This is a genomic window from Mycoplana dimorpha, from assembly GCF_003046475.1.
Taxonomy (GTDB): Bacteria; Pseudomonadota; Alphaproteobacteria; order Rhizobiales; family Rhizobiaceae; genus Mycoplana; species Mycoplana dimorpha.
Genome location: NZ_PZZZ01000005.1, coordinates 189,128 through 206,219, shown reverse-complemented (window position 1 = coordinate 206,219; position 17,092 = coordinate 189,128). Strand labels below are relative to the sequence as shown.

Genomic DNA, 17,092 nt, shown 5'->3' with positions numbered 1-17,092 from the left:
CTCAAGTCCTTTAAGCGCAAAAGACTCTTTTTACGCCGCAGACGCGGCGCTGCCGGACCCCGGATCAAGTTCGGGGTGACGGAGTAAACGAGCCGGGTCACGCTGCTAGCATCAGGCGCATCAGCACCAAGGCCCGCGATGGTCTCGCGGGCCTTGTGCATTCCGACGATCGCGTCGGCTCAGTGGTTCATCGCCTTGACGATGTCTTCCGTCATCTTCTTGGCGTCGCCGAGCAGCATCATCGTGCCGTCCTTGTAGAACAGCGTATTGTCGATGCCGGCATAGCCGGAGCCGAGCGAACGCTTGACGAACAGGCAGGTCTTGGCCTTGTCGACGTCGAGGATCGGCATGCCGAAGATCGGCGACGACTTGTCGTCGCGGGCGGCCGGGTTGGTGACGTCGTTGGCGCCGATGACGTAGGCGACGTCGGCCTGGGCGAACTCGGAGTTGATGTCCTCGAGTTCAAACACCTCGTCATAGGGGACGTTCGCTTCGGCAAGCAGCACGTTCATGTGCCCCGGCATCCGGCCTGCCACCGGATGGATGGCGTATTTCACCTCGACGCCGTTCTCCTTCAGCTTGTCGGCGAGTTCGCGCAGCGCGTGCTGCGCCTGGGCCACCGCCATGCCGTAGCCCGGCACGATGATGACCTTGGAGGCATTCGCCATCAGGAAGGCGGCGTCGTCGGCTGAGCCCTGCTTGACGGTGCGCTGGATGCCGTCGTCGACCACGGCCGCCGTCTCGCCGCCGAAGCCGCCGAGGATGACCGAGATGAATGAGCGGTTCATGCCCTTGCACATGATGTAGGACAGGATCGCACCGGACGAGCCGACCAGCGCGCCGGTGATGATCAGCGCCAGGTTGCCGAGGGTGAAGCCGATGCCGGCTGCCGCCCAACCCGAATAAGAGTTCAGCATCGAGACGACGACGGGCATGTCGGCGCCGCCGATCGGAATGATGATCAGCACGCCGAGCACCAGCGACAGCAGCACGATCGCCCAGAAGTTGAAGTGGCTCTCGGTGAGCGCCAGCCCGACGATGAAGAAGACGATCAGCGCCAGCAGCGCGGCATTGATCACGTGCCGCGAGGGAAGCATGATCGGCTTGCCCGACATGCGGCCGTCGAGTTTCAGGAAGGCGATGATCGAGCCGGTGAAGGTGATCGCGCCGATCGCGACACCGAGCGCCATTTCCACCAGCGCCTGGCCGTGGATCGAGCCGACCTCGCCGATGCCGAAGGCGGCCGGCGAATAGAGCGCTGCGGCGGCCACGAGCACGGCGGCTAGACCAACCAGCGAGTGGAAGCCGGCGACGAGTTGCGGCATCGAGGTCATCGGGATCGAGCGGGCGATATAGGCGCCCGCACCCCCGCCGAGCGCCAGGCCGACGACGATCAGCAGCAACCCGCCGATAGAGGGCGCGGCCAGGATCAGCGTCGTGACGATGGCAATGCCCATGCCGGTCATGCCGAGCATGTTGCCGCGCCGGCTGGTGGTCGGGTGCGACAGGCCGCGCAGCGCCATGATGAACAGCACGCCCGAGACGAGATAGAGGAAGGCTGCGAGATTCTGAGACATCAGCCGGCCCTCACTTCTCTTTTTTCTTGTACATCGCCAGCATGCGCTGGGTGACGAGGAAGCCGCCGAAGATGTTGACCGAGGCAAGCACGAGCGCGACGAAGCCGAACCCGGTGGCGATGCCGGACAGCGAGATGCCGACGGCGAGCAGTGCGCCGACGACGATGACCGACGAGATCGCGTTGGTCACCGCCATCAGCGGCGTGTGCAGCGCCGGCGTCACCGACCAGACGACGTAGTAGCCGACAAAGATCGACAGCACGAAGATCGCCAGCCGGAAGACGAACGGGTCAATCACCCCGCCGGAGACGCCGTGCGCGACGGCACCGGCGGCATCGGGGGAATATTCGGCCGCGGTGCGGACCGCTTCGACGGCGCGCTCGAGATCGGCGAGTGCCTTGTCCAGGAGTTCGTTGGCCATCACGCGTTCTCCTCGGTCGGGGCGGCAGCAAAGGCCGGGTGGACGACCTGGCCCGCATGGGTGAGCATGGTTGCCTTGACCAGTTCGTCGTCGGGGTTGACGGCGAGCGTTTTTGCTTCCTTGTTCACCAGCGTTTCCAGGAAGGTGACGAGGTTCTTGGCGTAGAGCAGCGATGCGGAGGCGGCGATGCGGCCGGGCACGTTGAGATAGCCAATCACCTTGACGCCGTCGACGTCGACGACCTTGCCGGCTTCCGAGCCCTCGATGTTGCCGCCTCGCTCGACGGCGAGGTCGACGGCGATCGAGCCGGCCTTCATGCTCTTCAGCATGGCGCGCGTGACCAGTCGCGGCGCCGGACGGCCGGGGATGAGAGCGGTGGTGATGACGATATCCTGCTTGGCGATGTGGTCGGCGACGAGGGACGCCTGCTTCGACTGGTATTCCTTCGACATTTCCTTGGCATAGCCGCCGGCGGTCTCGGCCGCCTTGAACTCGTCGTCCTCGACGGCGATGAACTTTGCGCCGAGCGAGGCGACCTGCTCCTTGGCGGCGGGGCGGACGTCGGTGGCGGACACGGCAGCGCCAAGCCGGCGGGCGGTGGCGATCGCCTGCAGGCCGGCGACGCCGGCGCCCATCACGAACACCTTGGCGGCCGGTACGGTGCCCGCCGCCGTCATCATCATCGGCATGGCCCGGTCATACTCGGCGGCGGCGTCGATGACCGCCTGGTAGCCGGCGAGGTTTGCCTGCGACGAGAGCACGTCCATCGACTGGGCGCGGGTGATGCGCGGCATCAGTTCCATGGCGAACGCGGTCAGCCCGGCCTTGGCCATGGCGGCAAGCGCCTTGTCGTTGCCGTAGGGATCCATGATCGCGATCACGATCGCGCCGGGTTTGTAGGACTTGATATCCTTGTCGGTTGGACGGCGCACCCGGAGCACCACATCGGCGCTCTTGCCGTCGGCGGCCGAGCCGATCCGCGCCCCTGCCCCTTCGAAATCGGCATCGGAGATGCGCGAGGCGTGGCCCGCGCCGGTTTCGACGACGACGTCGAAGCCGAGCGCCTTCATCTTCTTGACGGTTTCCACCGACGCCGCGACGCGGCTTTCCGCAGGGTCTGTCTCCCGTGCGACGAATACGATCCCACTCACACGCCAATCCTCCCCCAGTCAGGCCGCGCTGTGCATCCCGCCCCCTTCAGAGGGCGCGGCAGTCGATGATCCTGCCGCAGAACAACTAGCGCAGGATGAAGAAGCCGACGATGTTGAGGACGATCAGAAGGAAGAGCGACGAGAAGAAGCCGGCAGCGGTGAAGAAGGCGGCAGCCATCGCGATCAGCAGCGTGACGCAGAACATCGTTCCATACTTGATCAGGTGCAGGAACAGGTTGTACGTCTTCTCGTGCTCGGGATAGTCCATCGAAGCACCCGTCTCGAGCGGTCCGGTATGATGTTCAGCCATGCTGTCGTCTCCTGTCTGCGTCCGGCCCTGAACCGTCAGGACCGCCCCGTCGCCGATGCGCGCGCGAAAGTTGCCTCCATCGCGCCAATTCGTACGATTTCAGCCCATACACAAAGCCTTGACAAAGCGCAACGCGCCCGGAGGTCGCATCCGGCAAATATCGACCGGACCGAGCCGACGCGCCGCGCTTGTTGCCATCAGCTTGCGCGCGCCGCCTGTCCGATCTGGATCCGGCTCGAGCCGAAATGAGCGAGCCGGGCGGTTGGCCGCACCGTCAGCGGGCTCATCTCGGCGCTGCGGTCGAACATCATCCGCCGCTCGAACGCCTCGGACTTGAAGAACGGGAAGCGCTGGTAGAGCCGCGGCAGCACCTCCTTGACGCGGGTGGCCATCAGCATGAGGTCAATGATGAACTTGCCATGGTTGCTCTTTGGCGAAGCAACGAAGTCTGCGTCGAACACCCGCTTATAGAAAGCGGCGTGCGCCGGCTTGACCATTTGCAGACAGCGGTCGACCTGGAAATAGTCGGTGGCCATCGTCGCCAGCCGCAGCGTCAGATAGGGGATCGCCGGCATCTCGTTCCAGACTTCCGGATCGGCGGCGAGGCGAACCGGGTCGATCAGCGACATGCCCGCGTCAAGAAAGGCGTTGATTTCGTCGGGAAACACCTTGCCGGACGAGGTGACGCGGTGCTCCGGCGTCACGTGGTGCAGCCGGACGGTCGAGATCAGCCGCTCTTCATAGTAGATGCCAAACACATAGGCGTGGCTGTCGAAATCGACTTCATCGATCAGGAGCGGCGAATCGTCTCCCAGATGCATAACGCTGCCGGCCTTGTAGGCCTTGTAGCGGATGCGGGCGACCTCCTCCATGTCTTCGCCGGTCTCGACCCGCCGATATTCCACCCGGTCGAGCAACTGCATGAGCTTTTCGGAAAAACGCTCGGACGTCGACTGCGCACTCGCCATAAAACACAAATCCCCGATTGAATGACCACGGCCGCTGCACCGCTTACGAACACTCAACCATTTCGGACAATTTGTGTAAATTGCTAGTTATTAACGTTAACAATATTTTAAGACATACATAAAATCAGCGTTTTAGCATATACTCAGACTTGATGGCGAAGAGGGCGGACGACCGTCTGGCCGCGCTTTACGCGTGTACCGCGGCCTTGCGGGCCAGCGTTTCGGTGAGGTCCATGATCGCCGCCGTCGACATGGGAGCGGCGAAGACATAGCCCTGAACAAGATCGGCGCAGTTGTACTTGTTGATCAGTTCGAGTTGCTCGCGCGTTTCCACGCCTTCGACCACGATCCGAAGTCCCAGCTCCCGCGACAGGTTGACAGTCCCGCGCAGCAACTTGAACCGGCGGGACGACTCGCCGATGTTGCGGACGAACGAACGGTCGATCTTGATGACGTCGAGCGGCAGGGCGTCGAGATAGCTGAGGCTGGAATAGCCGGTGCCGAAATCGTCGATGGCGATCGTGATGCCACGCGCGCGAAGTTCCTGCAGCACCGCCGGCACATTGGCGGTCTCCTCCATCAGACAGCTTTCGGTGACTTCCAGATGGAGCCGCGAGGGCTTCAGGTCGGACCGGACCAGTGCATCCGTAATGACTCCGACGATCTCGGAATTCCGCAGGTCATGGACCGAAAGGTTGACGGAAACCCCCATGTGCTCGGGCCAGCGCGCGCAATCGATGCAGGCCCGCTCGATGACGCGCCGGGTGATCTCGGACACGATCCCGATCTCCTCGGCGATCTGGATGAACACGGTGGGCGACACGGGCCCGTGTTCGGCATGCGTCCAGCGCGCCAGCGCCTCGCAGCACTCGATCCGCGAGCCGTCCGGCAGGAACATCGGCTGGTATGCGACCGACAGCTCGTTCCTTGCCACGGCCTCTCGCAGGTCCTGTTGCAGCTTTTGCCGTTCGATGTAGCGGGCATCCATTTCATCTTCGAAGACGGTGAGGCTGCCCTTGGCGCGCGACTTCGTCTCGAACAGCGCCAGATCCGCCTTGATCTGCATGTCCTCCATGCGGAACTCGTCGCTTTCGCAGAGCACGCAGCCGGCGCTGAGCGAGACCCGGACGGACGTTTCGCCCAGATCGAAAGAGCCGCGCATCTGGGCATGCATCCGGCGCATCCGGTCCTCGAGGTCGTTGCGGTTGTTCTCGTTGGGGAAGAACAGGATGAATTCGTCGCCCATGAGATGACCGGCGACCGCCTTGTCGCCGGCTACCTTGCGCAAACGCTCGGCGACCTTGCACAGCAGCCGGTCGCCGGTGACGTGGCCCTTCATGTCGTTGACATGCTTGAAGTCGTCGACGTCGAGCACCATGAACCCGACGGTGCCTGGCCGCTGGCGCTCCGCCAGCGCCGCTTGCACCAGATCGGCGAAATAGGCGCGGTTCGGCAGCCCGGTAAGGCTGTTGTAGCGGTTCATGTGGAGGATCTTGCTTTCCGCCCGCATGCGCGCCGTGACGTCTTCGAAGATCAGCACGGCGCCGCCGTTCTCGCGCGGGCTGGCGCTAAACTCCAGGTAGAAGTCGTCGGTTACCTGCACAAGCGCACGCGAGCACTTGCCCGCGAGCAGTTCGTTCAGCTTCTCCAGCACCGCCCGGCTCTGCTCGGCCTTCATGAAGGTGCTGCGCACGCCATAGCGCAGCACGACGTCAAGGTGGCAATCCTTCAGCCGCTCCTTGTCGCCGAGCTGCAGAAGCTCACAGGCACGGCGGTTGGCGACCAGGATCCGGTGCTCGGCGTCGAGCATGAACAGCCCGTGCGGCATGTTGTTGAGCGCCGCGTCGAAACGGTCGGCAATCGTCGCGATCTCCCGGGTGGCAAGCGCCGCCTTGTGCAGGAAGCTGCGCACGCCGTTGGCCATGATCCTGGTCGTCAGGATGAACGGCAGGATCAGCACCGCCAGTACGGCGTGATAGAATTCCTGCAGGCCGAGGAAGCCGACCACCATCGGAAAGCAGGCGGAAAAGCACATGTAGTCGACCGCCCGGCTCGAACCGCAGTTTCGGCCGACGACCGACACCATGGTGGCGAGCGTCACGGCTATACAGGCAAGTTCCGCAAAGCTGTCCCGGCTGACGAGAAGGCTGTAGCCACAGGCGATGCCAAGCGCCAGCGTAGTCCCCACCGCCCCGGCATTGTACCAGTTTTCCCAATAGCGGATCCCGTCATCGTCGAGCCTCGACTGGTCGACACGGTCGAAACGGCGCATGCCGTGCGCACGCAACGCCCAGACTAGGATGACGGCAGCGCAGCATGCGAGATAGAAGGGGTCGCCCGTCTTGGCATAGACGAACGTGAAGGTGACGACATGAGAGATCATGCCGACGAACAGGGTCTGGCGATTTCCGTACAGCGAACTGACGAACGACAGGTACACGTCGGTCGGCAGCTGGCTATGACCTCGATCCTTCATGGACTCGGCGCTCCCAGTGACAGGAGAGGGTTACCGGCGAACTTTTAATGATTGATTTCGCGAAATCACCTGCTTTCACGCGCATTTGCGCCGATCAAGCGCGTTTTCTCCCCCGCTCCTCTCAACCGAATATTGCAAGGGGCGCCCAAAAACCGCGCACCTGCAACCAAACATCGCCATAATCCGCGGATTCAGCGCCTTGGCGAGCGTCCCCATCCGGGCACCCAGCATCACGCGGTTGTCATCCACACCGACCGATTATCTTTCCGGATGGTTATCCAATCGTAACCGAGGCGGTTCGCTCCGCAGCACCGCGACTGCGACTTTTCCGCCGGGGCGCGCTGCTTGGCGATTGACTGGATTGCGAATTGACGGCAAAGCCATGTCGAAGCGAGCGCCAAACAACGGGTCGCAATGCGCCGCGCCGCTGGACATGCGCCATTCGATCGGAGATCCAGTATGCCGAAACCTGTCGTCGCCGTCCCTGCGGACATCCGTGAAATCGAAGGCAATGTCTGGCAGGCCACCCCGAACCAGTACGTCCGGGCGGCCGTCAAGGGCGCCGGCGTCATTCCGTTCCTGGTGCCGGCGTTCGAAAGCGGGCATGATTTCGACGAGATCCTCGACCGGGTCGACGGGCTGCTTGTGACCGGCTCGCGCACCAACGTGCATCCCTCGCATTGGGGGCAGGAAGCAACCGAGGCAGACGGCCCGTTCGACCTGGCCCGTGACGCCACCTCACTTCCGCTGATCAAGCGCGCGCTGGAGCGCGGCATCCCGCTCTTGGCCATCTGCCGCGGCCTGCAGGAGCTGAACGTCGCTCTCGGCGGCACGCTCGCCAACGAAATCCAGGAAATTCCCGGAAACTGGGACCATCGCAAGCCAGACACGACCGACCTGGACGTCGCCTACGGCATCCGCCAGGACGTCATCGTCAAGGAAGGCAGCTGCCTCGCCTCGATCATCGGCGCCGGCACCGTGCGCGTGAATTCGCTGCACCGCCAGGCGATTTCGGCCACCGCCCCGCGGCTGGCCGTCGAGGCCCTGGCCGAGGACGGCACGATCGAGGCCGTCTCCGTGATCGGCGCGAAGGGCTTTGCGGTGGGCGTGCAATGGCACCCGGAGTACTGGGTCGGCTCGGACGAGCCCTCGAACCGGCTGTTCAAGGCGTTCGGCGAGGCCGTCCGCGACTATGCCGCGGCGAAGCACCCCCAGCCGGTGCGGCAGGCAGCCGGCTAAAACCTCAATCCGTCGCCCGCATGGTGATCGCCGGACTCGGCGGATCGAGCACCTCGTAGGCAAGGCCGTCGCTCTGGACGAACGCCAGGATTACTGCGCCTGAGGCATCGGTCACGACGGCGGTGCCGTCGCCGGTATCCGTCCAGGTCGCGGCGCGCGACAGGCCGGCATAGACGTCCTCGCAGGAATCCCTGGCCGTGAACCGCAGGCGGCGGTGGGTCAGTCTTTCACCGCGCTCGACGCGGCAGGTGGTTCCCGCTTCGATGTTGGAGACGGTGAATGCCGCGCCGCCTGCCAGCTTACCCGCTACGCCAATCGAACTGGAGACGACCGGGTCCGTATCCGGTGCGGCGCCCATGCCGATCGACCAGAGACCGGCAAGAAGAGCGAACGCACCAAGGCCGGGGATGATCAGTTTTCGCATGGCCTGCTCCACGTTCGCGCGATCCGTAACAAGCATGCGCCCGCATGCTTTCCACGATCTTAACGAAGCCGGCAAATGAGGCTGCGCACCGGGCAGCTCAGGACCGCATGACCGGGGTCTCGGGTACGGGCGTCAACGGACTGCCGGTGCGGAACCAGGCGAGCAGGTTGTCGGCGACGAGATCGGCCATCGCATCCCGGGTCGCGACCGATGCGGAAGCGACGTGCGGCAGCAGGCAGGTGTTGGGGGCGGCAAGCAAGGCTTCAGGCACGTGGGGCTCGTCCTGGAACACGTCGAGCCCGGCCGCCGCGATCGTGCCGGTCGCAAGTGCCCTCGCCAGCGCGTCCTCGTCGACGGTCCAGCCCCGGCCGACATTGATCAGCACGCCGTTCGGCCCCAGCGCCGAAAGCACGGTGGCGTCGATCGTCTTGTAGGTGTCGGGCGTCTTCGGCACGATCGCGATCAGCGTGTCCACCGCCTCGGCCATGCCGAGCAGCGTCGGATGGTAGACATAGGGCGCGTCGGGCTTGCCGGTTCGCGTATGATAGCTGATCGACACCCCGAAGCCCTCCAGCCGCCTGGCGATGGCAAGCCCGATGCGCCCGAGGCCGTAGATGCCGATCGAACGGCCGCGCAGGGTCAGCGGCGACAGTGGAAATGCGCCGGTCCGTTCCCAGCGCCCGTCGCGCAGCCAGGCTTCGGCTTCCGGAAAGCGGCGCAGGGTGTTCAGCAGCAGCCCGATCGCAGAATCGGCCACCTCGTCGTTGAGAACGTCCGGCGTGTTGGTCACGACGATGCCCCTTGCCGCCGCCGCTTCGACCGCGATGCCGTCGTAGCCGACCCCGAAATTGGCGATGATCTCCAGGTTCGGCAGGCAACCGATCGCCGGGGCGCCGAAATTGTTGGAGACCGCGACGCCGCGGATGCCTGCAGCCAGCACCGGGCCGAGCGCGCCCGGAACGAGCGGCGCGACGCAGCGCACCACCTCTGCCTCGTCCTCCAATCGCTCGGCAATCCGTTCGCGCACCTTCCCGACCAGGAGGACCTTCGGTTTTTCCTGCATGGCAGCTCCCTCCTGTGGTGTGTGCGTCGGATCAGGCGTCGTGCCCGCTATGCCCGTTGATACCGTTAATCTTGAGGGGACCGGTCGACTGGCGGATGCGCATCTCGGGCTTGATCAGGTGGATGCCGTCCGGCTTGTGGCTGCCCGCGAGCTTGTCGAGCAGGGCGCGGGCGGCGCTGCGGCCGACTTCGGACTGGCCGTTCCACACGGTCGTCAACGAGGGCGTGGCGATCGAGGCTTCCTCGAGATCGTCATATCCGGTCACCGAAACGTCGCGGCCCGGCACCAGGCCGGCACGCGCGATGCCGTTCATCAGGCCGATGGCGACGAGATCGTTCCAGCAGACGGCGGCGGTCGGCTTCTGTGGCAGCGACAGGAAGTGCACCGCCGCCTCGAAGCCGCCTTGCTTGGAGCGCGGCCCGGGAATGCGCAAGCCCGGATCGACCTCGATGTTGGCCTTGCGCAGCGCGTTGACGTAACCCTGGTAGCGGTCGCGCCCGGTCGAGGTCTGGTCGGTGCCGCCGACCATGGCGATGACCCGGTGGCCGAGGCCGATCAGATGGTTGGTGGCCAGCGAAATGCCGTAGGCGTCGTCGCCGCGGAAGATCGGCACGTCCAGCCCCTCGATCGAGCGCGCGATCAGGATCGCCGGCATGCCGTTGTCCTCGGCGAGCAGGATATCCTCGGGCGGCGTGCCGATTGCCGGCGACATGATCACGCCGTCGCCGCCGAGCTGCAGCAGCGTCTCGATGAAGTTGCGCTGCTTTTCGACCGAGTCGTAGTGGTTGGACAGGATGAAGGTCTGCCGGTCGCGGTCGAGCTCGCTTTCGATCGCCTTGAGGATTTCGCCGTAGAACGGGTTCATGATGTCGTGCACGACGACCCCGATGATGCCGGAGCGCGACGTGCGCAGGCTGGCGGCGCGGCGATTGTAGATATAGCCGAGCGCCCGTGCCTGCTCCTTGATGCGGTCGCGCGTCACCGCGGCGACGAGCGGGCTGTCCCGTAAAGCCAGTGAAACGGTTGCCGTGGAAACGCCGAGCGTTTCTGCAATTGTGGACAGTTTAACCTTCTGCGCCATGCCCCTCCCCGTCGCCGGACGCTGCGTTTAAACCGTTTATTTAAACTCTTTAAATCTCCTCCGCAACAGCCTTCTCGCCCGCCGGCGCCGCTGTGCCGCGCAGGTTGCCGTCGACGGTGCGCAGCAGCTTCAGCAGGGTCCGGACCTCCTTGTCGGTCAGTCCGTCGAGCGCCTGTTGCTCGCTGACACTGCAGGCTTCGGTGATCAGCCCGAGGGTGTCGCGACCCGCCTGCGTCAACTGCACGACCGTCAGACGCCCGTCGATATCGTCCGGCTTGCGCTCGACGAACCCCTGCGCCTCCAGCCGACCGATCGTTCGGGTCATGGTCGGCGCCTTCACACCGAGCCGGGCGGCCAGCGCGCCGGGCGTCAGCCCGCCGTTTGCGGCGAGCGCCAGCATCACGCCGTCCTGCCCGGCATAGAGCCCGCTGGAAAGAAGGTTACGCGACAGCACCGTGCGGATCGACCGGGCCGCCTGGACGATCGCAGCGGACACGTCGGCCGGCCCCACCTGACCATGGGCCTTCTTCCTCGCCTTGTCCTTCTTCTCGTCCTTCTTTTTCTTGCCCATGCGTCCTCGCCATCTTGTTTCGCCGCACTCGCCCTGTATGACAGAGGCGACCGGTGGACGACAAGACCAGGTGAGGCTGAGGCGAGGATGAGGCAATGACGAGCGCCAGACCGGCACGACGCTGGCAGGACAACGATCCGGCGCTCGATCCGGCGGCGCGGGCCGGCTGGATCGCCGTGCTGCCGCTCGGCGCCCACGAATACCACGGCCCGCACCTGCCCTTCGAGACCGACTGGCTGATCGGCGACGCCATCGTCGAGCGTCTGATCGCGGCGCTGCCCGCAGACCTTCCCGTCACCTTCCTGCCGACCGAGCGGGTCGGCTATTCGCCGGAGCATCTCGACGTGCCCGGCACGAAATCGCTTGGCTACGCCGAGGCGATCGAGCGCTGGCTCGGCATCGCAACCGACCTGTCCCGGCAGGGCATCGGCAAGTTCGTCATGCTCAATGCCCACGGCGGAAACGCGCCGCTGATGACGATCGTCGCTACCGAGGCGCGGGTACGCCTCGGCATGCTGGCGGTCGCGACCAGCTGGACCCGCTTCGGCCAGCCGGAGGGCTGGATCGCGCCGGAGGACAAGGCGGTCGACATCCACGGCGGCGACATCGAGACCTCGGTGGTGCTGGCCGTTCATCCCGAGCGCGTCGATATGGAGAAGGCGGCCCGCTTTCCATCGCAGCAGGCCGAGTTCGCCCGGCGTTTCAAGCATCTGCGCGCCTACGGCCCACATGCCTTCGGCTGGAAGATGGCGGACCTCAACCCGCAGGGCGCCGCTGGCAACGCCGCCGCCGCGACAGCGGAACGCGGCGAACAATTGCTGGCCCATGCGACGGCCGGTCTCGTCGAATTGCTGCAGGACGTCGATGCCTTCGACGCGGCGACGCTGCGTTAGCACCGCCGCCCTTTCCGGGGCCGAGATTGTGCACGTCGGCACGGCAACGCCATTTGCGCTGCCGGCCTCGATCTCCTATATCAGACCCCAATCCGATGCCCTCGGGCATCCCCGACCGACCTCGAGGTTCCCATGACCGAAACCGCTGCGCACAAGCCCGTTCCCGTCACCGTTCTCACCGGCTATCTGGGCGCCGGAAAGACCACGCTCCTGAACCGGATTCTCACCGAGAACCACGGCCGGAAGTACGCCGTCATCGTCAACGAATTCGGCGAGATCGGCATCGACAACGACCTCATCGTCGAGTCCGATGAAGAGATCTACGAGATGAACAACGGCTGCATCTGCTGCACGGTGCGCGGCGACCTGATCCGTGTGGTCGAGGGCCTGATGCGCCGTCCCGGCCGCTTCGACGCCATCATCGTCGAGACCACCGGCCTTGCCGACCCGGTGCCGGTTGCCCAGACCTTCTTCATGGACGATGACGTGCGCTCCAAGACCGAGCTCGACGCCGTCGTGGCCCTCGTCGACGCCAAGCACCTGCCGCTGCGGCTGAAGGATTCGCGCGAGGCCGAGGACCAGATCGCCTTTGCCGACGTCGTGCTCCTCAACAAGACCGACCTCGTCACCCCGGAGGAACTGGAGCGGGTCGAGGCGACCGTGCGCGCCATCAATCCGGGCGCCCGCATCTATCGCACCACCCGTTCCGACATCGACCTGACCAAGGTGCTCGACCAGGGCGCCTTCAACCTGGAGCGCGCGCTGGAGAACGATCCGCATTTCCTCGACCACGACCACGAGGACCATGTCTGCGGCCCCGATTGCGACCATGACCACGGGCACGATCACCACCACCACGATCATGACCACCACCATCATGACCATGATCACGACCATCATCACCACGACCATGGCCCCTCGCCGATCCACGACGTGACGGTACAATCGATCTCGCTGCGCGGCGGCGAGATGAATCCGGACCGCTTCTTCCCGTGGATCCAGAAGATCACCCAGACGGACGGGCCGAACATTCTGCGCCTGAAGGGCATCATCGCCTTTGCCGGCGATGAGGAGCGCTATGTCGTGCAGGGCGTGCACATGATTGTCGAAGGCGACCACCAGCGTGCCTGGAAGGACGGCGAGAAGCGCGAGAGCCGGCTGGTGTTCATCGGCCGCGACCTCGACCGCGAGAAGATCGAGCGCACCTTCAAGGCCTGCGAAGCAAAGGCGAACTGATGCCGACAGTTGCTCCCCTCGACCTCGACGGCCATGTCGTCGCGGCCGCCTTTCTGGGCGACGTGCCGTTCTTCGCAACCGCGATCGGTGCGATCCACCGGCTCGACCACGGCCACAAGGTGACCGAGGCCAATGACGGGTTGCTCGCCTGCGTCTACGACGAGACGAGCGACACGCTCGTCACCGGCGGCGAGGACGGCAAGGTCTTCCGTGTGGCTGCGGATGGAACGGCCACGCTGCTTTCGGAAGTGCCGCGCAAGTGGATCTCCGTCGTGGCCGCCGGGCCGCAAGGGGCGGTCGCCTTCGCCGAAGGCCGGACGACGCGGGTGCGTCTCGCCGACGGGACGCTGAAGGAATTTCCCGAGCAGCGCACCGTGGAGGGGATCGCGTTTGCGCCGAAGGGCCTGCGCATTGCCGTCGCCCGCTACAACGGCGTCTCGATGCACTGGGTGGCGACGGCCGGTCAGCCGGTCGATCTCGAATGGAAGGGGGCGCACACCGCCGTCACTTTCTCGCCGGACGGGCGCTTCGTCGTCACCAGCATGCAGGAGAACGCCCTGCACGGCTGGAAGCTCGACAGCAAGCCCGGCGCCGACGCCCGCCACATGCGCATGACCGGCTACCCCGCCAAGGTGAAGTCGCTCTCCTGGTCGGCCAAGGGCAAGTGGCTCGCCTCCTCCGGCGCGCCGGCGGCGATCGTTTGGCCCTTCGCCTCGAAGGACGGGCCGATGGGCAAGGCGCCGCTGGAACTCGGCACGCGGGGCGACGTGATGGTGACGTCCGTCGCCTGCCATCCGGCCGAAGACGTGGTGGCGATCGGTTACTCCGACGGCATGGTGCTCGCCGCCCGCTTCGCCGACAGCCGCGAGGTGCTGTTGCGTCGGCCGGGCAAGGGCGCGATCTCGTCGATGGCCTGGAACAGGAACGGTCGGCAGCTCGCCTTCGCTTCCGACGCCGGCGACTGCGGCGTGGTCGACATCAGCGCCTGACCCGTCAGGCGCGCGCCGCCGAAATTGACGGCGGCCGGACGGTTGATCTGCTATTGTGAGGACAATCACGCGCGGAACAGCCGTCATGAACCTGTCGGTCAAGCCCTCCCTGATGTTCCAGGGAAAGGCGGAGGAGGCAATGAACCTCTACGCCTCGCTTTTCCCCGACTGCGCGATCGACGAGATCACCCGCTACGGCCCGGGCGAGCCGGGCGCCGAAGGCAGCATCGCCACCGCGCGCTTTCACATCGGCGACCAATCGATCCTGTGCATCGACAGCCCGGTCGAGCACCCGTTCTCCTTCACGCCCGCCTTCTCGCTTTTCGTCGAGTGCCAGTCCGAGGCGCAGATCCGCACGCTCTACGCCGCCTTGTCCGAGCGCGGTGAGGAGTTGATGCCGCTCGGCAACTACGGCTTCAGCCGCGAGTTTGCCTGGATCAACGACCGGTTCGGCGTCTCCTGGCAGCTGAACCTGAGATGACCGAAGGCCGCGCACGCCAGGGTTCAATCCGGGAACTCGGCGGCGATTGCCCTGCCGATCTCGGCAATGGCGGCATTGCGCGCCTCCATCGATACACCGGTTTCCGTCAGGTAGATTGCCGCAACGATCGGCTTTCGATGCGGGGGCCACATCACCGCAACGATCCCCCGCGTCCCGAATCCGCCCGCCCCGCTCCGGTCGGCAATGCGCCAGTCTTTGGGTATGCCGGACCGCAGCAGAGAGCCTGAGACCTCGTTGGCAACCAGCCAGTCCGTCAGTTGCCGGCGCTCCGGTTCGCCCAAAGCATCTCCCAGCACAAGCTTGCGGAGGGTGGCGGCCATCGCCGCGGGCGTCGTCGTGTCGCGCGGATCGCCCGGCCTGCCTTCATTCAACTCCGGTTCCATCCGGTCGAGCCGCGTCGTGTCATCCCCGACGGACCGGAGAAAGGCGGTGACTGCCGCAGGACCTCCCAGCACCTCCAGCACCTTGTTGGCCGCGGTGTTGTCGCTGGTGCGAAGGGTGATTGCACAGAGACCTGCGGCGGGGACCTCACGGCCCGTCATGGCCTTGGTCACGGGTGAATGGGATACGAGCTCACCCTGGCCGATAGCCGCCATTTTGTTCAGCGTGTCGGCCCCCGCGTCGAGCAGCGCGGCGCAGGCCAGGGCCTTGAACGTGCTGGCCAACGGAAAGCGCTGATCCGCATTGTGCAGCCAGGTTTTGCCGCTCGCCGTGTCGACGACGGCCAGGCCCACCCTTGCGCGGAGGCCCGTTTCGGCCTTCCTGGCGGCGCTCAGGATGGGACTTTCGGCCGCAAGGGCCGGAAAACCCACGAGCGCGCAAAGCGCCAAGGCACCCATGGCCATCCCAAGGACGGATCTTCTCATCTCTCTCTCTCCCGAAAACCCGTTGGCCCGGCGAAACCCCGCCGGGCGACGCACGGTTGATCAAACGCAGATGGCGGCGATCGGGGGCAAAACTGTCTCCGAGCCAAAGGCGCTACCCTGGGACGTGGAGCCTTGCTACCATTCCAGCTCCAGGTGCGGCCTGCCGTCCGAGGTCTTGGCGGCCGTGCGCCCCGTCTCGTCCACCGTGCAGGACACGCGCTGGCGGAAGGCGGAGAAACTCTCGAAGGCGACGACGTCGACGGGCTCGTCGAAATGCAGCACCAGCCGATAGCGTCCCGGCTCCGTCGTAAGAGCCTGCACGCCCAGCACCTTTGCGTCGAAAGGCTGGCCGAGATAATGCCCGTGCACGCGCGAGCCGAGTTGCCAGGGGTCGAATGGCGGCCGATTGCCGACAGCGGCATGCAGCGTGTTCCAGTCGCGATAACCGTATTGCGCGGCGACGAGTTCGAGCGCGCGGGAGTGACTGATCGGCTGGTCCTCGGCGGCAAGGCGTGCCCGCAGGCGCCTGGCCTGATCCTTAAGGCCGTCAAGGGAGGGAAGCGGCGTCGACGGACGCATGGTTTTCTCCGGTCTCTGCATGCGCCTTTTTCGGAGGGGTCCGCATTGCCACCGGTTCGCATGCTTCGAAGCTGGAAAAACCGTGTCGAGATACGAGAGCTTCACCAAAGCTTGCGCTTGCGGACGGCCGGGGCTCTCACCCGTGGCCACCAGATATGAAATTGCGGCACCGCTGTCAAATCCCGCATCTGCACACCGCCGCCAATCCCCGCATGCCTGCCGCCGGTACTGCGCCGGCGGCAGGCAACTTCAGCCGGCGCGCGACCGTCAGCTGGCGGACTGTGCCCCGAGCAGCGCCGGCGCATTGCGGCGCATGGCGAAGAGACAGACCATACCGAGAGCGCCAATGAGGATCACCAGCGCACCGATCTTTGCGAGGCCTGGATCGCCGCCGGCATCCACCCTCATCTTGCCAAGCACCAGCAGCACGGCGCCCGCCTGGTAGACGACGAATTGCGGCAAGGCCAACCGCGCTTCGCGCATGGACGGATAGGCCCGCAGCAGCAAGCCGAAGAGCACCGAGGCGACAAAGCCGACCAGGTTGGCGTGCGCATGCGAGTTGGCAAAGTTCAGCTGCATCGCCACGCCCATCCAGATTCCATAACCCATCCCGAACACGAGCCACAGAAGCCCGCAGCCGATATAGGCGTCGTCAAGTTTGCGTATCATGTCGTTTCCCCTTTTCGACGGTGCCCCTCGCACCGCCCGGCGACGTTATCACAGGCCGGGGGAAAAATGCATCGCGG

At 65.2% G+C, this 17,092-nt stretch carries 18 protein-coding genes; 5 read left to right on the top strand and 13 right to left on the bottom strand.

What is annotated here, in order from left to right:
• Positions 1-179 precede the first annotated feature (179 nt).
• From C7449_RS13885 to C7449_RS13860, 6 genes are all read right to left on the bottom strand, one after another.
• Complete coding sequence (locus C7449_RS13885) at positions 180-1,577, bottom strand: NAD(P)(+) transhydrogenase (Re/Si-specific) subunit beta (protein WP_108003403.1); 1,398 nt, start codon at positions 1,575-1,577, stop codon at positions 180-182.
• A gap of 10 nt (positions 1,578-1,587) precedes the next feature.
• The gene (locus C7449_RS13880) at positions 1,588-1,998 is read right to left on the bottom strand and encodes an NAD(P) transhydrogenase subunit alpha (protein ID WP_108003402.1); all 411 of its coding nucleotides are present in this window, start codon (positions 1,996-1,998) and stop codon (positions 1,588-1,590) included.
• A complete protein-coding gene (locus C7449_RS13875; protein ID WP_108003401.1) occupies positions 1,998-3,149 on the bottom strand; it encodes a Re/Si-specific NAD(P)(+) transhydrogenase subunit alpha in 1,152 nt (383 codons plus the stop codon). Before C7449_RS13875 ends, C7449_RS13880 begins: the two co-directional genes overlap by 1 nt.
• Positions 3,150-3,234: 85 nt before the next feature.
• A complete protein-coding gene (locus C7449_RS13870) occupies positions 3,235-3,459 on the bottom strand; it encodes an aa3-type cytochrome c oxidase subunit IV (RefSeq protein ID WP_108003400.1) in 225 nt (74 codons plus the stop codon).
• 197 nt (positions 3,460-3,656) lie between these two features.
• Positions 3,657-4,427 (bottom strand): N-acyl amino acid synthase FeeM domain-containing protein, encoded by a 771-nt coding sequence (locus C7449_RS13865; protein ID WP_108003399.1) that lies wholly within the window; start codon positions 4,425-4,427, stop codon positions 3,657-3,659.
• A 187-nt stretch (positions 4,428-4,614) separates the two neighbouring features.
• Entirely contained in the window at positions 4,615-6,903 is a 2,289-nt protein-coding gene (locus tag C7449_RS13860) for a putative bifunctional diguanylate cyclase/phosphodiesterase (RefSeq protein WP_108003398.1), read from the bottom strand.
• Positions 6,904-7,362: 459 nt separating this feature from the next.
• On the opposite strand from C7449_RS13860, the gene C7449_RS13855 reads away from it, so the two are divergent.
• On the top strand, positions 7,363-8,142 hold the full coding sequence (locus C7449_RS13855; protein ID WP_108003397.1) for a gamma-glutamyl-gamma-aminobutyrate hydrolase family protein: 780 nt from the start codon (positions 7,363-7,365) through the stop codon (positions 8,140-8,142).
• A gap of 4 nt (positions 8,143-8,146) precedes the next feature.
• On the opposite strand, the gene C7449_RS13850 is transcribed toward C7449_RS13855, so the two are convergent.
• The 4 genes from C7449_RS13850 to C7449_RS13835 all read right to left on the bottom strand — a co-directional run bounded on the left by C7449_RS13850 (position 8,147) and on the right by C7449_RS13835 (position 11,281).
• The gene (locus C7449_RS13850; RefSeq protein ID WP_146165084.1) at positions 8,147-8,566 is read right to left on the bottom strand and encodes a hypothetical protein; all 420 of its coding nucleotides are present in this window, start codon (positions 8,564-8,566) and stop codon (positions 8,147-8,149) included.
• Between the two features lie 97 nt (positions 8,567-8,663).
• Positions 8,664-9,629, bottom strand: a complete 966-nt coding sequence (locus C7449_RS13845) for a 2-hydroxyacid dehydrogenase (RefSeq protein ID WP_108003395.1) — start codon at positions 9,627-9,629, stop codon at positions 8,664-8,666.
• A gap of 31 nt (positions 9,630-9,660) precedes the next feature.
• Positions 9,661-10,710, bottom strand: a complete 1,050-nt coding sequence (locus tag C7449_RS13840) for a LacI family DNA-binding transcriptional regulator (protein ID WP_108003394.1) — start codon at positions 10,708-10,710, stop codon at positions 9,661-9,663.
• A gap of 49 nt (positions 10,711-10,759) precedes the next feature.
• Positions 10,760-11,281 (bottom strand): MarR family winged helix-turn-helix transcriptional regulator, encoded by a 522-nt coding sequence (locus C7449_RS13835; protein ID WP_108003393.1) that lies wholly within the window; start codon positions 11,279-11,281, stop codon positions 10,760-10,762.
• 95 nt (positions 11,282-11,376) lie between these two features.
• On the opposite strand from C7449_RS13835, the gene C7449_RS13830 reads away from it, so the two are divergent.
• The 4 genes from C7449_RS13830 to C7449_RS13815 all read left to right on the top strand — a co-directional run bounded on the left by C7449_RS13830 (position 11,377) and on the right by C7449_RS13815 (position 14,880).
• Positions 11,377-12,174: a creatininase family protein gene (locus C7449_RS13830; RefSeq protein WP_108003392.1), complete on the top strand. Its 798-nt coding sequence runs from the start codon at positions 11,377-11,379 to the stop codon at positions 12,172-12,174.
• A gap of 132 nt (positions 12,175-12,306) precedes the next feature.
• Complete coding sequence (locus tag C7449_RS13825) at positions 12,307-13,410, top strand: CobW family GTP-binding protein (RefSeq protein ID WP_108003391.1); 1,104 nt, start codon at positions 12,307-12,309, stop codon at positions 13,408-13,410.
• Positions 13,410-14,399 carry a WD40 repeat domain-containing protein gene (locus tag C7449_RS13820; protein ID WP_108003390.1) on the top strand — a complete coding sequence of 330 codons (990 nt, stop codon included), beginning with the start codon at positions 13,410-13,412 and terminating at the stop codon, positions 14,397-14,399. Before C7449_RS13825 ends, C7449_RS13820 begins: the two co-directional genes overlap by 1 nt.
• Before the next feature lie 85 nt (positions 14,400-14,484).
• Positions 14,485-14,880, top strand: a complete 396-nt coding sequence (locus C7449_RS13815) for a VOC family protein (protein WP_108003389.1) — start codon at positions 14,485-14,487, stop codon at positions 14,878-14,880.
• A gap of 23 nt (positions 14,881-14,903) precedes the next feature.
• Here C7449_RS13815 and bla read toward each other — a convergent pair whose 3' ends face one another.
• The 3 genes from bla to C7449_RS13800 form a co-directional block, all read right to left on the bottom strand.
• A complete protein-coding gene (bla, locus tag C7449_RS13810; protein ID WP_108003388.1) occupies positions 14,904-15,767 on the bottom strand; it encodes a class A beta-lactamase in 864 nt (287 codons plus the stop codon).
• A 135-nt stretch (positions 15,768-15,902) separates the two neighbouring features.
• Positions 15,903-16,346: a glyoxalase superfamily protein gene (locus C7449_RS13805; RefSeq protein ID WP_108003387.1), complete on the bottom strand. Its 444-nt coding sequence runs from the start codon at positions 16,344-16,346 to the stop codon at positions 15,903-15,905.
• 267 nt (positions 16,347-16,613) lie between these two features.
• Positions 16,614-17,015 carry a hypothetical protein gene (locus C7449_RS13800; protein ID WP_108003386.1) on the bottom strand — a complete coding sequence of 134 codons (402 nt, stop codon included), beginning with the start codon at positions 17,013-17,015 and terminating at the stop codon, positions 16,614-16,616.
• Between the last annotated feature and the right edge of the window lie 77 nt (positions 17,016-17,092).

Coding starts and splice junctions, on each gene's coding strand:
- bla (WP_108003388.1), bottom strand. CDS start 15,767: ATGAGAAGATCCGTCCTTGGGATGGCCATGGGTGCCTTGGCGCTTTGC.
- C7449_RS13830 (WP_108003392.1), top strand. CDS start 11,377: ATGACGAGCGCCAGACCGGCACGACGCTGGCAGGACAACGATCCGGCG.
- C7449_RS13860 (WP_108003398.1), bottom strand. CDS start 6,903: ATGAAGGATCGAGGTCATAGCCAGCTGCCGACCGACGTGTACCTGTCG.
- C7449_RS13855 (WP_108003397.1), top strand. CDS start 7,363: ATGCCGAAACCTGTCGTCGCCGTCCCTGCGGACATCCGTGAAATCGAA.
- C7449_RS13845 (WP_108003395.1), bottom strand. CDS start 9,629: ATGCAGGAAAAACCGAAGGTCCTCCTGGTCGGGAAGGTGCGCGAACGG.
- C7449_RS13820 (WP_108003390.1), top strand. CDS start 13,410: ATGCCGACAGTTGCTCCCCTCGACCTCGACGGCCATGTCGTCGCGGCC.
- C7449_RS13840 (WP_108003394.1), bottom strand. CDS start 10,710: ATGGCGCAGAAGGTTAAACTGTCCACAATTGCAGAAACGCTCGGCGTT.
- C7449_RS13835 (WP_108003393.1), bottom strand. CDS start 11,281: ATGGGCAAGAAAAAGAAGGACGAGAAGAAGGACAAGGCGAGGAAGAAG.
- C7449_RS13870 (WP_108003400.1), bottom strand. CDS start 3,459: ATGGCTGAACATCATACCGGACCGCTCGAGACGGGTGCTTCGATGGAC.
- C7449_RS13815 (WP_108003389.1), top strand. CDS start 14,485: ATGAACCTGTCGGTCAAGCCCTCCCTGATGTTCCAGGGAAAGGCGGAG.
- C7449_RS13800 (WP_108003386.1), bottom strand. CDS start 17,015: ATGATACGCAAACTTGACGACGCCTATATCGGCTGCGGGCTTCTGTGG.
- C7449_RS13885 (WP_108003403.1), bottom strand. CDS start 1,577: ATGTCTCAGAATCTCGCAGCCTTCCTCTATCTCGTCTCGGGCGTGCTG.
- C7449_RS13825 (WP_108003391.1), top strand. CDS start 12,307: ATGACCGAAACCGCTGCGCACAAGCCCGTTCCCGTCACCGTTCTCACC.
- C7449_RS13805 (WP_108003387.1), bottom strand. CDS start 16,346: ATGCGTCCGTCGACGCCGCTTCCCTCCCTTGACGGCCTTAAGGATCAG.
- C7449_RS13880 (WP_108003402.1), bottom strand. CDS start 1,998: ATGGCCAACGAACTCCTGGACAAGGCACTCGCCGATCTCGAGCGCGCC.
- C7449_RS13850 (WP_146165084.1), bottom strand. CDS start 8,566: ATGCGAAAACTGATCATCCCCGGCCTTGGTGCGTTCGCTCTTCTTGCC.
- C7449_RS13865 (WP_108003399.1), bottom strand. CDS start 4,427: ATGGCGAGTGCGCAGTCGACGTCCGAGCGTTTTTCCGAAAAGCTCATG.